The organism is Flavobacterium sp. HBTb2-11-1, from assembly GCF_009826975.1.
Taxonomy (GTDB): Bacteria; Bacteroidota; Bacteroidia; order Flavobacteriales; family Flavobacteriaceae; genus Flavobacterium.
Genome location: NZ_WUMO01000002.1, coordinates 29,900 through 46,303 on the forward strand (window position 1 = coordinate 29,900; position 16,404 = coordinate 46,303).

General features: G+C 32.6%; 17 protein-coding genes. 8 read left to right on the forward strand and 9 right to left on the reverse strand.

Annotation, left to right across the window (positions count from 1 at the left end; all coding sequences use genetic code 11):
• The first annotated feature begins 4 nt into the window (after positions 1 to 4).
• A complete protein-coding gene (locus GR162_RS05190) occupies positions 5 to 1,045 on the forward strand; it encodes an o-succinylbenzoate synthase (RefSeq protein WP_160781256.1) in 1,041 nt (346 codons plus the stop codon).
• Between the two features lie 106 nt (positions 1,046 to 1,151).
• Here GR162_RS05190 and GR162_RS05195 read toward each other — a convergent pair whose 3' ends face one another.
• The gene (locus GR162_RS05195) at positions 1,152 to 1,676 is read right to left on the reverse strand and encodes a hypothetical protein (protein WP_160781257.1); all 525 of its coding nucleotides are present in this window, start codon (positions 1,674 to 1,676) and stop codon (positions 1,152 to 1,154) included.
• A 260-nt stretch (positions 1,677 to 1,936) separates the two neighbouring features.
• Between GR162_RS05195 and GR162_RS05200 the strand changes: the two genes are divergently transcribed.
• On the forward strand, positions 1,937 to 2,410 hold the full coding sequence (locus GR162_RS05200; RefSeq protein ID WP_160781258.1) for a CYTH domain-containing protein: 474 nt from the start codon (positions 1,937 to 1,939) through the stop codon (positions 2,408 to 2,410).
• Position 2,411: 1 nt separating this feature from the next.
• Complete coding sequence (locus tag GR162_RS05205) at positions 2,412 to 3,380, forward strand: YpdA family putative bacillithiol disulfide reductase (protein WP_160781259.1); 969 nt, start codon at positions 2,412 to 2,414, stop codon at positions 3,378 to 3,380.
• Between the two features lie 103 nt (positions 3,381 to 3,483).
• Here GR162_RS05205 and GR162_RS05210 read toward each other — a convergent pair whose 3' ends face one another.
• On the reverse strand, positions 3,484 to 5,052 hold the full coding sequence (locus GR162_RS05210; RefSeq protein ID WP_160781260.1) for a YdiU family protein: 1,569 nt from the start codon (positions 5,050 to 5,052) through the stop codon (positions 3,484 to 3,486).
• A 175-nt stretch (positions 5,053 to 5,227) separates the two neighbouring features.
• The gene (msrA, locus tag GR162_RS05215; protein ID WP_160781261.1) at positions 5,228 to 5,761 is read right to left on the reverse strand and encodes a peptide-methionine (S)-S-oxide reductase MsrA; all 534 of its coding nucleotides are present in this window, start codon (positions 5,759 to 5,761) and stop codon (positions 5,228 to 5,230) included.
• Positions 5,762 to 5,945: 184 nt separating this feature from the next.
• Here msrA and GR162_RS05220 point away from each other — a divergent pair, with 184 nt between their 5' ends.
• Entirely contained in the window at positions 5,946 to 7,433 is a 1,488-nt protein-coding gene (locus GR162_RS05220) for an aminotransferase class V-fold PLP-dependent enzyme (protein ID WP_160781262.1), read from the forward strand.
• Positions 7,434 to 7,665: 232 nt separating this feature from the next.
• On the opposite strand, the gene GR162_RS05225 is transcribed toward GR162_RS05220, so the two are convergent.
• The 5 genes from GR162_RS05225 to GR162_RS05245 are packed head-to-tail and all read right to left on the reverse strand — an operon-like array spanning position 7,666 to position 10,547.
• Entirely contained in the window at positions 7,666 to 8,133 is a 468-nt protein-coding gene (locus GR162_RS05225) for a nuclear transport factor 2 family protein (protein ID WP_008468974.1), read from the reverse strand.
• A 47-nt stretch (positions 8,134 to 8,180) separates the two neighbouring features.
• Positions 8,181 to 8,705, reverse strand: a complete 525-nt coding sequence (locus tag GR162_RS05230) for a hypothetical protein (protein WP_160781263.1) — start codon at positions 8,703 to 8,705, stop codon at positions 8,181 to 8,183.
• An 11-nt stretch (positions 8,706 to 8,716) separates the two neighbouring features.
• Positions 8,717 to 9,193: a hypothetical protein gene (locus tag GR162_RS05235; RefSeq protein WP_008468977.1), complete on the reverse strand. Its 477-nt coding sequence runs from the start codon at positions 9,191 to 9,193 to the stop codon at positions 8,717 to 8,719.
• 6 nt (positions 9,194 to 9,199) lie between these two features.
• Positions 9,200 to 9,877 (reverse strand): peptidoglycan DD-metalloendopeptidase family protein, encoded by a 678-nt coding sequence (locus tag GR162_RS05240; protein WP_119791030.1) that lies wholly within the window; start codon positions 9,875 to 9,877, stop codon positions 9,200 to 9,202.
• A 4-nt stretch (positions 9,878 to 9,881) separates the two neighbouring features.
• Entirely contained in the window at positions 9,882 to 10,547 is a 666-nt protein-coding gene (locus GR162_RS05245) for a spermidine synthase (protein ID WP_008468979.1), read from the reverse strand.
• A 64-nt stretch (positions 10,548 to 10,611) separates the two neighbouring features.
• Here GR162_RS05245 and GR162_RS05250 point away from each other — a divergent pair, with 64 nt between their 5' ends.
• Positions 10,612 to 11,163: a 1-acyl-sn-glycerol-3-phosphate acyltransferase gene (locus tag GR162_RS05250; RefSeq protein WP_160781264.1), complete on the forward strand. Its 552-nt coding sequence runs from the start codon at positions 10,612 to 10,614 to the stop codon at positions 11,161 to 11,163.
• 84 nt (positions 11,164 to 11,247) lie between these two features.
• Here the strand turns inward: GR162_RS05250 and GR162_RS05255 are convergent, their stop codons facing one another.
• Positions 11,248 to 11,703 (reverse strand): helix-turn-helix transcriptional regulator, encoded by a 456-nt coding sequence (locus tag GR162_RS05255; protein ID WP_160781265.1) that lies wholly within the window; start codon positions 11,701 to 11,703, stop codon positions 11,248 to 11,250.
• A 312-nt stretch (positions 11,704 to 12,015) separates the two neighbouring features.
• Here GR162_RS05255 and GR162_RS05260 point away from each other — a divergent pair, with 312 nt between their 5' ends.
• From GR162_RS05260 to GR162_RS05270, 3 genes are all read left to right on the forward strand, one after another.
• Positions 12,016 to 13,170, forward strand: coding sequence for a M14 metallopeptidase family protein (locus tag GR162_RS05260; protein ID WP_091131632.1), 1,155 nt, complete (start codon positions 12,016 to 12,018; stop codon positions 13,168 to 13,170).
• A 77-nt stretch (positions 13,171 to 13,247) separates the two neighbouring features.
• Positions 13,248 to 13,727, forward strand: coding sequence for an Lrp/AsnC family transcriptional regulator (locus tag GR162_RS05265; protein WP_008468989.1), 480 nt, complete (start codon positions 13,248 to 13,250; stop codon positions 13,725 to 13,727).
• Between the two features lie 91 nt (positions 13,728 to 13,818).
• On the forward strand, positions 13,819 to 16,404 hold the full coding sequence (locus GR162_RS05270; protein WP_008468990.1) for a phosphoenolpyruvate carboxylase: 2,586 nt from the start codon (positions 13,819 to 13,821) through the stop codon (positions 16,402 to 16,404).

Here is a 16,404-nt window from a genome sequence, read left to right on the forward strand (position 1 = left end):
AAAAATGAAAGCATCTTATCATAAATATCTACTAGAATTTAAACGCCCATCTGGAACTTCCCGGGGTGTTTTGACTGAGAAAGAAACTTGGTTTATAATTCTAGAAGAAGACGGTAAAAAAGGAATAGGAGAGTGCGGCATACTTCATGGATTAAGCGCAGACGACCGTCCAGATTACGAAGAAAAACTAAAATGGGCTTGCGATAATATTCATTTAGGTGAAACAGCGCTTTGGAATGCCTTATTAGAATTTCCTTCTATACAATTCGGAATAGAAATGGCTTTTTTATCGCTTAAAAGTGAAAATCCATATCTTTTATTTCCCTCTAATTTTAGTGATGGTACAAACTCAATTCCCATAAACGGATTGGTTTGGATGGGGGAATCTGAATTTATGAAACAGCAGATTGAAGAAAAATTAGCTGATGGTTTTAGCTGTATAAAACTTAAAATTGGAGCTATTGATTTTGATAAAGAATTAGAATTACTCCAATTTATCAGAAGCCATTTTTCTGCTGAAGAAATAGAAATAAGAGTAGATGCAAATGGCGCTTTTTCTTCAACTGATGCTTTGGATAAACTACATCAATTAAAACAATTTCAGCTTCATAGTATTGAACAGCCTATCAAAAAAGGTCAAGTCGCAGAAATGGCTGAATTGTGTAAGCATACGCCATTCCCAATCGCTTTAGACGAAGAATTAATCGGCGTATTTTCGTTTGAAGAAAAAGAAAAATTGCTTCAGGATATTACTCCGCAATATATCATTTTAAAACCCAGTTTTATTGGCGGTTTTCGCGGTACCCAAGAGTGGATTACCCTAGCAGAAAAGTACAATATCGGCTGGTGGATTACATCTGCATTAGAAAGCAATATCGGACTGAATGCAATTGCACAATGGACATTTACATTAAATTCAAACATGCCACAAGGTTTGGGAACCGGAGCATTGTATACTAATAATATAGATTGTCCACTTGAAGTAAAAAAAGGCCAGCTTTGGTACAATGCATATAAGAGATGGGAAAAGTTTCTAAGATTCTAAGATTCTGAGTTTCTGAGTTGTTAAGTCTTTAGTTATCTAGTAATTAAATCTTAGCGTCTTATAAACTTAGTATCTTAGCATCTTAGAAACTCAGCATCTTTTTTAGTCACTCTTTTCCACCCAACAAACTATCTTGCCAATCTTTCAATTCCTTCCATTTTCCCTGATAAGCCATTAATGCTTGTTTTGCCCAAGTGCTCGGATTATGCATAGCATAGTTTTCTCCGCCAGCATCCAAAATAGCTTGTAACTTTTCTGTCGAAGCTTGCGAAAGGTTTTGCCAAGTTTTTATTCCTGCCTCGATAAATAAAGATTCTATTTTTGGACCAATTCCTTCCACTATTTTCAAGTCATTTTCCTTTACTTTTTTACCTAAAGCATTTAAGGCTAATGTAGGTTCGAAAGGAATTATTTCAGGAATTACTGTTTTATTTTTCGCGGCAAGTTCAGCTTCTAATTTTAAGATTCTTGCATTTAAATTTTTTGTATGCGCTTTGCAAACATCTAAATCAGCTTGAAGAGATGCTGAAAGAGCATTATCATTCTTAAAAGTAATTTTTCCTAGTATGTAACCTAAAATCCCGCAGATTACACCTAGTGCTATTGGTATTACAACATAAGGTACATTCATGATCGTTCTATTTTAGAGTTTAAACTATAGTAAGTTTTTAGTTATGCATAAGATTGTTTTTAGACTGATAACTAGTGATTTTACGAGGAATGAATTCTATCAAAATTACTCAAAATAATAATTGCAAAATGTTAACAATCAGTTATTTTGATTCTTTTTGCTTTTGAATAAAAAGAATGAATTAACATATTTTTCATTTTTTATAAGTTCAAGGGCTTGATTAAAATGAGTAACTTGCATAAAAATAATCTAGATTTAAAATGGTCGAAATAGAAAGAAAGTTTCTTGTAAAATCTGATGTTTATAAGAATCAAGCTTTTACTCAGAATAAAATTGCTCAAGGCTATTTGAGTTCTGCTCCTGAGCGTACGGTTAGGGTTAGAATTAAAGGGCATAAAGGCTATATAACTATCAAAGGAATAAGCCATAGTGGCGGTATGTCTCGCTTTGAGTGGGAAAATGAAATTCCGCTTGATGAAGCTCAGGAATTATTAAAATTATGCGAAAAGGGGAAAATTGAAAAAACGCGCTACGAAATACAATCTGGTGAGCATGTCTATGAAGTTGATGAGTTTTATGGTGAAAATGAAGGCTTAGTAATGGCTGAAATTGAACTAAATTCTGAGGATGAAGTTTTTGCAAAACCAGAATGGCTTGGAGAAGAAGTTACAAACGACGAAAGATATTACAACGCTTATTTAAGCAAAAATCCTTATAAAGACTGGCAAAAATAAAATGACAGAATCAATATATGACCTTATTATTGTAGGTGGCGGACCAATTGGTCTTGCTTGTGCAATTGAAGCTGAAAAGAAAAATTTAAAATATGTAATTATAGAAAAAGGGGCAATAGTGAATAGCATTTTCAACTATCCGCTATATATGACTTTTTTCTCTACCGCAGAAAGATTAGAAATTGGAGAAATTCCGTTTAACTGTTTGGCGCCAAAACCAGGACGTCAAGAGGCTTTAGAATATTATCGAAATATTCATCGTTACTTTAAATTCAATATTAACTTATTTGAAAAAGTAACAGATGTACAGAAGAATCAAGGGATTTTCAAAATTGCAACCGACAAGCAGAATTATGAATCTAAAAATGTCATAATTGCAACTGGTTTTTATGACATTCCGATTGAAATGAATGTTTTAGGCGAAAATCTTCCCAAAGTCCGCCATTATTATAAAGAAGCGCACGAATATGCTTTTAGAAAAGTTTTAGTCGTTGGAGCTAATAATTCGTCTGTAGATGCCGCGCTGGAATGCTGGAGAAAAGGAGCAGAGGTTACAATGGTAATTCGTAAAAACGAAATTAATAACCGTGTGAAATATTGGGTAAAACCTGATATCGAAAATCGAATTGCCGAAGGAAGCATTAAAGCTTATTTTGAATCTAATATTACCGAAATCCGTGAAAATGAAGTAGAAATTCAAACACCAAACGGAAAAGTTACAATTGAAAATGATTTTGTTTTGGCGCTAACGGGCTACAAACCGGATTTGAATTTTCTTGAAAAAATCGGAATTCAGCTTTCTAATGACGAACTGAAAATCCCTGTTTATAATCCAGAAACGATGGAAACTAATGTAGAAGGTTTATTTCTTGCCGGAGTAGTTTGTGGCGGAATGCAGACTCATAAATGGTTTATAGAAAACTCGCGAGTTCATGCTAATATGATTGTAGATTTTATAAGCTCAAAGTAAAAAGTTTGCCACGAATTGCACGAATTTGCACAAATTTTATAAGTTTAGTTTTTACTTTATAAAAAAGAAATTAGCGTAAATTCAATTCGTGGCAAAAAAACTTTTAAGAACTACAAGACAACATAGAACAGCCCACCTTAGTTCTAGCCCAATCTGGACGTTTTGCAAACCATGTTTCAGATTCAGGTTGTTCGTCATACGGATTTTTCAAAAGCTGAAACAATTCATCAACCAAAGAATAATCCTCTTTATCTGCAGCATCAATTGCTAATTGTGCCATATAATTTCGCAGTACATATTTTGGATTAATCTGGTTCATTTTTTCTGAACGTTCATCATCCGAAAGTTCTTCTGCATTTAATCTTTTCAGATATACAGTAAACCATTTTTGCCAAGCATCTAGAATATTTTCTTTTATTTCTTCTGGAATATAAAAAGCATATTCTATTTTTTCGAAGGCTTGTTCTACAGAATCGTCTTTTTTAATCTTACTAAGATTTCTAAAAAAGATAGTCATATCAGTTTCTGATAACTGCAAAATTTCTTCAAAACCTTTAATGATTTTATCATCAGCTTCACTCGAAGTGAATATTCCTAGTTTGCTCAAAAACATTATTTTATAGTCATTTTCAAAATCAGTTATAAATGTGTCTAGGATTTTTTCTAAGGGTGCAGCTTCATTAATTAATGGATAAAGAGCATTTGCCAATTGAAACAAATTCCATTGAGCAACATGAGGCTGATTTCCGAAACGATATCTTCTGTTTTGACTGTCTGTCGTGTTTGGTGTCCAGTTGGGATCATAATTCTCCAACCAGCCGTATGGACCGTAATCGATCGTAATTCCGTGAATCGACATATTATCAGTATTCATTACACCATGAACAAATCCTACACGTTGCCAATGTACAATCATTTCACGTGTTGTGTCCGCAACTTTTTGAAAAAACTTTAAGTACTGTTCTTTTGGTTCTCCAGTAATTTCTGGGAAATAATGCTTAATCGTAAATTCTACAAATTGTTTCAGATTTTTCAACTCATTTCTAGCTGTCAGCATTTCGTAGCTTCCAAAACGAATAAAAGAAGGAGCCACGCGGCAAACCACAGCACCTTTTTCATAAGCTGGATTTCCATTATATAAAATATCCCTTAAAACCTGATCTCCAGTAAGTGCAAGCGACAGCGATCGGGTAGTGGGAACTCCTAAATAGTGCATTGCCTCAGCGCATAAATATTCTCTAATAGAAGAACGCAAAACAGCTAAGCCATCTGCACTTCGTGAATAAGGAGTTTTTCCAGCACCTTTTAATTGCAACGTATAGAACTGATTGTTGTTTTCGACTTCTGTTAGATTGATTGCGCGGCCATCTCCCAATTGTCCAGCCCAGTTTCCAAACTGATGTCCCGCATAACACATTGCATACGGCCTAGTTTCTGGAAGAATCTCTTTTCCAGAAAAAACATTTAAAAACTCTTCTGATTGAATTTCGTCTTTAGAAATGCCAACCAACTCAGCTACTTCCTCAGAAGCATGAATCAATTTTGGATTTGAAGGCTGTTTCGGATTTACGTACGAAAACAACGTGTTTTTGACCTGACGAACTTCATTTGTCAAGTCAGGATCTGCTGGTAATTCGGCACTAAATCGATTATTTATTTTTAGATTTTTCATTTTGTTTTCTTTCTATATGCCACAGATTACAAAGATCAAAAAGATTTTCTGTGTTATCTATTTGCCAAGAATTGCACAAATTTTCACGAATGTTTTTTCAACTAAATCTAAAAATTAGTGGAAATTTGTGCAATTCTTGGCTAACAAAAAAATTTAATCCGTGACAAACTTAAAATTAGCCAATTAGCATATCAGCGTACATTTTTTTAAGTTTTTGGATTTTTGGATCGATTACAACTTGGCAATATCCTGCTTCTGAATTTTCATTATAATAGTTTTGATGATAGTCTTCGGCTTCGTAAAAAACTTCAAAAGGTTTTAATTGCGTTACAATCGGATCAGGATAGGCTGGTTGCACTTCTTCAAATACTTTTTCAGCAATTTCTTTCTGTTCATCATCGTGATATAAAATTATGGAACGATATTGTGTTCCGCTATCGCCTCCTTGGCGATTTAAAGTTGTTGGATCATGACTTGTCATGAAAATGAAAATTAAGTCATGATATGAAATTATGTCAGGGTTGAAAGTCACTTGAATCACTTCGGCGTGTCCAGTTCTTCCTGTACATACTTCACGATAAGCAGGATTCTTTATAAATCCGTCTGAATAACCCGATTTTATTGATTCTACACCTTTTAATCGCTGGATTACAGCTTCTATACACCAAAAACATCCGCCACCAAAGGTAGCTACTGATAAATTTCCCATAAATAATACTTTCTTTAAAGTTTAATGCCTATTAATTCGATAGGATATTATGATAATTTATTAAAAAAAAGTTGTTTTAACTAAAAATACTAAACGGTAACATAGTGTTTGAAGTTTACTATTGATAAATTCGCAATTTTATAAAAAACTATATATATTTGCAGTCAAACACAAGGCACAACTAATGAATAGCAAAAATAGTACCATGACACTGGAAACTTATTTTCAGGAATTTAGAAAGAATATTGTCGGTATAAATCAAGAATTTACTTCGCCTTATGGCAGAAAATCAATAATTTACACAGATTGGACTGCCAGTGGAAGACTATATCGTCCGATTGAAGAAAAACTATTAAATCAGTTTGGTCCTTTTGTCGCTAATACACATACCGAAACTACTGTATCTGGTACTGCTATGACAAAAGCATATCATCATGCCAGACATATTATAAAGCGTCATGCCAATGCAAATAACGATGATGTTCTAATTACAGATGGAACTGGAATGACTGGAGTTATCAATAAATTTCAGCGTATTTTAGGTTTGAAAGTTCCTGAGAATTTAAAGAGTTTTACCAATGTTCCTGCAGAAAAAAAACCTATTGTTTTTATTTCTCATATGGAACACCATTCTAACCAAACTTCATGGTTGGAAACTATTGCAGATGTTGAGATTATTCCGTCTTGCGAAAAAGGTCTTTTTAATTTAGAGAATCTTGAAGCTTTACTAGAAAAATATAAAGATAGAACTATCAAAATTGCTTCTATTACTGCCTGTTCGAATGTTACGGGTTTAAGAACTCCTTTTCACGAAGCGGCAAAGTTAATGCATCAATATAATGGTGTCTGTTTTGTTGATTTCGCTTGTTCTGGTCCTTATGTGGAAATTGATATGCACCCAGCTGATCCAGAAGCTTATTTGGACGCCATTTTTATGTCACCTCATAAATTCCTTGGCGGTCCTGGAACTTCAGGCGTTTTAATTTTCAATAAAAAATTATACAACAACATGATTCCTGATTGTCCAGGCGGAGGAACAGTAAGCTGGACAAATCCGTGGGGAGAGCATAAATATATTGATAATATTGAAGATCGTGAAGATGGCGGAACACCTGGTTTTCTTCAAGTTATCAAAACTGCGTTGGCAATTGAGCTAAAAGAGGAAATGGGAATTGAAAACATTATAGAGCGTGAACATGAAATTGTCGATTATGTTTTCTCTGAATTGGAACCAGTTTCGAATATCAAAATTTTAGCTGGACAACACAAAGAACGTCTTGGGGTAATTTCATTTTTCATTGATGATCTTCATTTTAATTTAGGGGTTAAAATCTTAAACGACCGTTTTGGAATCCAAACTAGAGGAGGATGTAGTTGTGCAGGAACTTATGGCCATTATTTATTGCATGTTGATCAGGAAACTTCAAATAAATTGGTCAACGAAATTACTATTGGTGATTTGATCAAAAAACCAGGATGGATTAGAATGTCAATTCACCCAACTACAACAGATGAAGAGATTGCTTATGTTTGCAAGAGCATAAAAGAATTAGCGGCCAATCATAAAACTTGGGCTTTGGATTATTCTTATGATAAAAATCGAAATGAGTTTATTCATAAAGACGCTACCTCGTTTGAAGACGAATTGGTTGAAAGCTGGTTTAAATCTTAGATTTTACTAAAAAAGCCAATAAAGATTTTTTAGCCACAGATTATACTGATTAGCGCAGATTTTTTTAAATCCTTTTAATCTTTATAATCTGTGGCTAGTTTTTTTAACGCGAAGAGTGCAAAGATTTTTTTTAAGCTTTCTTGATTATCTGTGTGGTTATTGAGGTCGCAAAGTTATAAACTCTACAGGTTTAAAAACCTGTAGAGTTTGTTTTTTAATTTTTAAAAGGAAATTAAATCTTTTGAAATTGTTTCAGCGCAGAAAGAGCTTGCGATTGTACTTTTTTCTGGAAAAAACCAGTCCAACCTAATAAATAACCGGTAAGTCCAAAGGCTTGTTTAGACCATTTCCAGACATCAAAATTATCGGTATGTTTGATAATTAAGCCGTCTTGAAAGATAAATTCGGCTGAAATTTTATTAATGACTTTTCTGTTTGTTTTGCTAAAATTGTAAGTAGCAATCCAATTTGCAGAACCTGTTGTGTCGTCTGCCTTAACATTTGAAAATTCAATTTTTAAGTTGCCTTTACTTTTTAACAACAGCATTTCCCACATTTTAGAAACCTGTTCTTCTTTTAACAAACCAAAAGCTGGATCTATAAAATGAACTTTCGGATGATAGCATTCGCTCATGGTTTTAGCGTCGGCATTCGCGAAAGCGGTATAAAATTTTGTAATCAAGGCTTCATTTGAGTTCATAAAAAAATATTTATGTTAAATATAAGATTTATTATATTAAAAAATCACTATAAAACACTAATTTCTTTAGCTGTATCAAATGTTTTTTTAGATTTATCAAACGCTGTAGAGAAATATTTTACTTTGCTATAAGCTGTAAAATGCCCAGTTAGATTTCCTGAGATATCTGGTCCGCCTGCAATGATGAATCTTATCGCATAAATATCGGTCTTTTTAAGCTTCAGCCATTCTGCTGGTGTAAAATAATAGTAAGCAGTTGTTTTGCCGTCTGCCGACTCTTTTACATTTTTATCTGTGCAAGCAATGACATCGGCATTTGTCAAATCAACGTAAACGCCTCCAGCAATTTTTGCTTTGTCGCTCGCCGTAGAAATGGTTAGTTTTAAAATACCGCCTTTATCTGTTTTGGCTATTTGTACATTTAATTCACCAGAGTAAGCATATTTTTCGCAGATGAAAGTATATTCTTGTGTTGCAGGATAAGGTGCAGATCCTTTTACACTGATAGTTTGCTGTGCTAAAGCAAATGTTGAAACAAATAATAAAACAAGAAGTGGTAGTTTAAAATTCATAAGTATTTAATTTATTGATCGGCTAATTTGGCATCAAATTTTTCATCCCAATCCATAGATTTTATGGCAGAAATGAGATTGTCTTCATTTACAAAGATGCGCAATTCTTTATTGGCAACTTTTTTGGTGTACAAAGCATGATAGCGGTAAATGACTTCATGTTTGGTTTTGTAAACTCCATCTAATTTTAAATCTATAAAACTTCCGTAGTATTGTCTAAATCTCTGGCAGGTTTTGGTTAAACGCTCTTCTGTTGTGTTTTCCATAACCGATTTAGTTACTTCAGTTTCATTAAAAGGTTTAAATTTTGAAGTATTACAAGTTTCTAAAACTCTCTTTCCTAAATCATACGCTTTTCGCTGCTGATTTGCATTTACTTCTGCTGTAGAAACTTTTTTAATTTTTAAATCTTCTGTATCTCTGCTAACGGTTTTAGATTTACATCCAATTAATAACAACAAACATATAATCAATCCTGCTTTCTTCATAACTATTTAAGTAATTTTTAATAATAAGTTAGGATCGGGACAATTTTCGATATAGAAGTTTAGGTCTTTTGTGTTGCAGACTCCAGGATAATCTCCCCAATAATCTCCAATGTTGTGGATAATCTGAAAATGGACATGAGGTGCATAATCGCCATTTACAGAGGCTTTTCCTAAGGTTGCAATTTTTTCGCCTTTCTTAAAATTGTCTCCGACATTTAAATTCTCTATACTTTCTAACGACAAATGTCCGTATAAAGTATAAAATTTTTCATTTTCTACTTCATGTTCCAATATAATAGTAGGGCCATAGTCGCCCAAACCAATATTATTTTTAAAACTATGCACTGTACCGTCAAGGGCTGCAAGTACAGCAGTTCCAGCTTCTGCCCACAAATCTAATCCGATGTGAATATTGCGTTCGGGTTTTGAGGCATCTAAAAAAATGGGACTTCTTTGGTATAAAAATCTTCCTTCTATATAACCTCCAAATGCAACTTTGGCGTTGTTTTCTTTTAAGAAACTTGAAATATATTTTTCAAAATCTTCCGAAGTATCTAATTTCTGATTTACCAGTTCTTGATTCGAAACCGATAAATTTAAAGGTACATATTCAGAAAGATTAATTGAGGTATCAATAACTTTAGTAGGTGGTAAGGCGTTTAAGATTGAGGCAAGGGGTTTCATAAAATTAAGCTACTTTATTTATAATTATTAATTCGTTATGTACTTCTATGCGAGGCAGCATTTTTGCTTTAAACATTTTCGGATTTACTTCAGCAACATATTTTCTGTTTCTAACATTGTGAGCTTCGTCCAATATCATGGTATTGAACAAAACAAAACCATTATCTTTTAAAATGGTACAAACTCTATCAACAAAAAACTTTTCGAACAAAAAATTAGGCATATGCGTATCTTCAAAAATGTCTATAATAATGAGATCGTATTTGTCTTTTGTCTTGAGCACAAATTCAAATGCGTCATCAATAACAACTTCTAACTGCTTAATTTGATTAAGATTAAAATACTCATTGGCAATCTGAATCATATCCGGATCGATTTCAACTCCTGTAATTTTTTCTTTGTATGCAATCTCGTCTACTAAGGTTTTGACCACACTTCCACCGGCAACTCCCAATAGCAGAATATGTTCCATTTCTAAGATTTTATCGTAACCAATATTTCGAAGCCCATACCTTAATATACGCTGTAGACTTCCGTATGAATAATTTGTGTTTTCAGTGTCCAAAACTAATTCGCCATTTGCCCATGTAACTTCAATCATTTTGCTTCTGGCTGATTTTTTCTTAAATATTTTTATTGGAATTATATAACTGAAAAATTTTCGAATCATTTTTTATGCTTTTACTCAAATTTACCATTAAATCTTTTATTTTGCACCAAATATTAAATCTTTCATGAAAAAACTATTATACAAATTCATCTTTTACAAGCTAATGGGCTGGAAGATAGTGGGAATGGAAAATGCTGAAGTAAAAAAATGTGTACTAGTAGTAATGCCTCATACCAGTAATCATGACTTTTATATAGGTCTATTAACTCGTGGCATATCTGGATTGCAAATGAATTTTGTAGCAAAGAAGGAGTTATTCAAATTTCCTTTTGGTTTTTATTTCAGAAATGTGGGTGGAGAAGCGCTAGATCGTACTGGAGGATTGAATAAAGTGGATGCGATTGCTTCTATTTTTGATAGAAAAGAAATCTTCCGTTTGGCTGTTGCTCCAGAAGGAACCAGAAAAAAAGTTAACGAAATAAAAACAGGATTTTATTTTATCGCGCTTAAAGCGAATGTGCCAATTGTTCCCGTTGCTTTTGATTGGGGTAAAAAAGAAGTGAATATTGGTAAGCCATTTTATCCGACTGGAAATTACGAAGCCGATTATGAAATTTTGAAAAAGCATTATGAAGGAGTTGAAGGTAAAATTCCTGAAAATGGCATCAAACTGTAATTTCTGAGAATTTTTCCAAGCGCGTGAGAATCGCGTATTTGAAAGTTTTCTGGACAAAGAGTCAAATACGCGCTAATTTTTGCATTATGGAGAATAGGCCTTAAAAGTGCCGTTTTTATAGAATAAGACGATTTTTTCAATTTGATCGTCTTCCAAACTGAAATTTTCGTTTTTTAGAACAGGAGGTTTTTTGATTTCTCTTTTCTCTTGTTCAGAATTTATTTCTATACCTGAAAATAAATCATTTTCCACATTCTGATTCGATAGAATAGGAGAAGATGATTTTTGAGTTTCAACAGCTTCTTCACTATTACTTTTAGGAAAAGTTCCTCTCCCTATCAAAATCCAATATAAATCTACATCTGGAAAAACTTCTAGAATTTTCATTACAAAATCTAAACTTGGCTTATTTCTTCCTGACAAAAGATGAGACATGCTAGAACGTTGCACACCAATTTTATCGGCAAAAGCAGATGCATTTAAGCCATAATATTCCAATACAGATTCAAGTCTTTTTACAAAATCATCTATGTTTACCATTGTAAATTCGTGCTTTAAATTCTTCTATTTACAAATGTAAACAAAAAGAAAGAGTATTTGGATATTATTGTTGTAATTTTAATTAGAGTTCATTTTTATGTTAAATTTAAAATTTAGATAGCTAATTACAACTAACTGAAATTTATTTATTTAAGTGTTTGTTTATAATGCAAAAATCTCAATTAAAACAAGTTATAAGGATTAATGTTAAAACTCTTCAAAAACTGTTTACAATTCTAAATTATTATTTTTTTAATCAGTTTACAATTGTAATAATAAAGATGTTTACTTTTGTAAACTAATCGAAATACAATGAATTTAGAACAGCTTTTTACACAATACAAGGAACAGTCCATATCTGGCAGATATCTAACTTTAGATCATATTAAACCACTTTTAGATAAGTTAAATACAAATGGTCAAGTACAGATTATTGGCACATCTGTTTTAGGAGAACCTATATATAGCTATCAAATTGGAACGGGAAAAACGCGAGCATACCTATGGTCGCAAATGCACGGAAACGAAAGCACAACAACAAAAGCCTTATTTGATTTCATTAATTTGCTGAATGACGATACCGATTTTGCTAAACAAATGCTGAATACCTTCACATTTTACTGCATTCCGATACTTAATCCTGATGGAGCAAGGCTTTATACTAGAGCAAACGCAAATGAAATTGACTTAAATCGTGATTCACAAGATTTGACTCAACCTGAGAGTAAAGTGTTACGCCAGATTTTTGAAGAATTTAAACCTGACTTCTGCTTTAATCTTCATGATCAGCGTACTATATTTGGAGCAGGAACAACTGGAAAACCTGCAACTGTTTCTTTTTTAGCTCCTTCTTATAATGAAGAAAGAGATGTAAACAATAATAGATTAAAAGCTATTAATATAATAGCTGGAATCAATGAAGAACTGCAAAAGTATATTCCTGGACAAGTTGGGCGCTTCGATGACTCCTTCAATATTAATTGTATAGGAGACACTTTCCAGTTTTTAGGCGTGCCAACTATCTTATTTGAGGCGGGACATTTTCCAGAGGATTATGAGCGAGAAATCACGAGGAAGTTCATATTTTTCTCGTTAATTTTAAGCTTCAAATTGATATCCGAAAACGATTTAGTTGACAATAGATTTTCCGAATATTTGAATATTTCACAAAATAATGTGGTTTTTTATGATTTTATGTATAAAAATGTCAAAATAAATTATGATGGTATCGAAATTATTACGAATTTTGTCGCACAATACAAAGAAGAATTAATCGAAAATAAGATTCATTTTAACGCTTACATAGTTGAAGTAGGCGAATTGGAAAATTATTTTGGTCATTATGAATACGACGCAAAAGGAGCAGAATATTCGGACGATTTCCAAAACTTTCCAAAAACGGGTCAGAAAGCAAATTTTTATTTAAATAAAAATGTTAAATTTGTTAACGGATTAATAAAAAGTTAATTTTTATGTGAATTTGTTGTTTTTTATATATAATTTTATACTTTGTAATAGCAATTAGTAATATTAATTAAACAATTATGAGTAAATTTCGTTTAGATGAAGTAGATCACCAGATTTTAGATATGTTAATAGACAATACGAGAGTTCCGTTTACTGACATTGCAAAAAAACTTTTGATATCTGCTGGTACAGTACACGTTAGAGTTAAAAAGATGGAAGATGCCGGTATCATCATGGGATCTTCATTAGCCTTGGATTACGATAAATTAGGTTATTCATTTATTGCTTATGTAGGGGTTTTTCTTAATAATACATCTCAAACTAAATTTGTGTTAGAAAGAATCAATCAAATTCCATTCGTAACTGTAGCTTCTGTAACTACAGGAAAATTCAACATCTTTTGCAAAATCAGAGCAAAAGACACTAAGCATGCGAAAGAAGTTATCTTTATGATTGACGATATTGATGGTGTTTACAGAACAGAAACAATGATTTCATTAGAGGAAAGTATAAACGATAAGAAGCGTTTGATGCATACTATTTTCAAAAATATGTAAGAACTTTTCTTGAATGCTATATTAAAATATACCTCAAGTTTATTCTTGGGGTTTTTTTATGACTAATTAACCAACCAACTATAACACGATTATGTATACGTTGCCAAAAATTGAGCGTTTTAATCAAGACGTTCTCTCAAAATACCACATTTATAATAGTGTTTTCATAACATTACCTTTTGATTCTATAGATAATACGGGAGTTTTACTTCCTTTATTTACAGAAACTTGCGAAACGGGCTTTAAAAAACAAGAAACACCAAAAGAAATTGTTGATTTCTTCTCAAACAAATACTTAAATAACGCTTCTGAAGAGGAAAAAATCGATCTTATGTTTCGATTTATTCAATATATAGAACGCCAGATTGTATTGTTTGATGCTATTGAAGACGCAGCTTTTCCAGAAGTTAACAACATGGAGGGACGCGGGTCTCTTCGCGACATCAAAGAAAAATCGGACGCTAAAGAAAAGGATGAAGAATTAAGCGAATTTCTAGAAAGTTTTAATGTTCGTACCGTTTTAACAGCGCATCCAACTCAGTTTTATCCTGGTCCAGTTTTGGGAATTATAAATGATTTGACAGAAGCAATTCGTCAAAATGATTTGCTAAAAATTAAACAGTTACTGGCTCAATTAGGAAAAACGCCTTTCATACAAAAAGAAAAACCAAATCCGTACGATGAGGCGGTAAGTTTAATTTGGTATCTTGAAAATGTATTTTATGCGACCGCGGGAGAAATTGTGCATTATCTGCAAAAAAATATTTTAGAAGGAAACCCAATTCACAACCAATTAATCAAACTTGGTTTCTGGCCAGGAGGTGATCGTGACGGAAATCCTTTTGTTACGACAGACATTACGCTTAAAGTGGCAGATCGTTTGCGTACATCAATTTTGAAGTGCTATTATGTAGAAATGAGAAACTTAAAACGTAAGTTAACTTTCTCAGGTGTAGATGATTTAGTAGCAGAACTTGAACATAAACTTTACCGTTCTGTATTTTATTCTAAAGGAGATATTTTTATCACCTTAGATGAATTATTAACACAGCTAAATAAAATTAGAGCTATAATTATTGAGAAGCATCAATCTTTATATTTGGACGAATTAGACGCTCTTTTAGTAAAAATTAATTTATTCGGATTCCATTTTGCGACTTTAGATATTCGTCAAAACAGTAAAATTCACAATGCAGTTTTCAAAGATGTTGTGAATTATTATTTGAATTCTGGCTCAGATATTTTTCCGAAAAATTATTTCGAATTGACGGAAGATCAAAAAATCAATGTTTTATCGAAAGTTAAAGGAAAACTTAATCCAGCGGATTTTGAAAATGAAATTACTAGATATACTTTAGAATCTGTTCAGGCTATTAAAACAATTCAGCAAAATAATGGAGAAGAAGGAGCAAACCGTTATATCATTAGTAATAACGAAAGTGCCCTGAATGTTATGGAGACTTTTGCCATGATTCGTTTGAATGATTGGGAAAAACCAACTGTAGATATTATTCCGCTTTTTGAGTCTGTAGACGATTTGCAAAATGCGCATACTATTATGGAGCAATTGTACACCAATCCAGAATATGCGAAACATCTGAAATCGAGAGGGAATAAACAAACTATTATGCTTGGATTCTCTGATGGAACAAAAGATGGCGGGTATTTAATGGCTAACTGGAGTATTTACCAAGCTAAAATTTCGTTGACCAAAATTTCTAGAGAATACGGAATTAAAGCGATTTTCTTTGATGGACGTGGCGGACCTCCAGCGCGTGGTGGTGGAAAAACACATAAATTTTACGCTTCTCTTGGTCCAAAAATTGAAAACAACGAAATTCAAATTACAGTTCAAGGTCAAACGATTAGCTCTAATTTTGGAACTTTAGATTCTTGCCGTTATAATATTGAAAACTTATTGAGTGCTGGTGTTACAAACCAAGTATTTAGTAAAGAGAAAAACGAATTGACTGCAGAAGAAACTCAAATCTTAACTGATTTGGCTAATCTGGGTTATGATAAATATTTAAGCTTCAAAAATCATCCGAAGTTTATTCCGTACTTAGAAAAAATGAGTACTCTGAAATATTACTCAAAAACTAATATTGGAAGCCGTCCTTCAAAAAGAAGCAAATCTGAGTCATTGGATTTTGCTGATTTAAGAGCAATTCCATTTGTGGGTTCATGGAGCCAGTTAAAGCAAAACGTTCCTGGATTCTTTGGAGTGGGTTCTGCTTTAAAACATTTTGAGGAAACTGGACAATGGAATAAAGTAAGTGATTTGTATCATAATTCTTTATTTTTCAAAACATTGCTTGAAAATAGTATGATGTCATTAGCAAAATCATTTTTACCATTGACAGCTTATATGAAAAATGATCCTGAGTTTGGTGAATTCTGGCAGATTATTTACGATGAATTTTCAGAAACAAAACGTCTTTTATTGAAAATTGCTGGGCACAAAACATTGATGGAAAATTATCCTGATGGTATTGCTTCAATTCAGATTAGAGAGCGCATTGTTTTACCGTTATTAACTATTCAGCAATATGCTTTATTGAGAATCAACGAATTAAACAAAGCAGAAACTCCAAATGAAGAATTGGTTAAAGTTTATGAGAAAATCGTAACAAGATCATTATTTGGTAATACAAACGCAAGTAGGAACTCAGCTTAA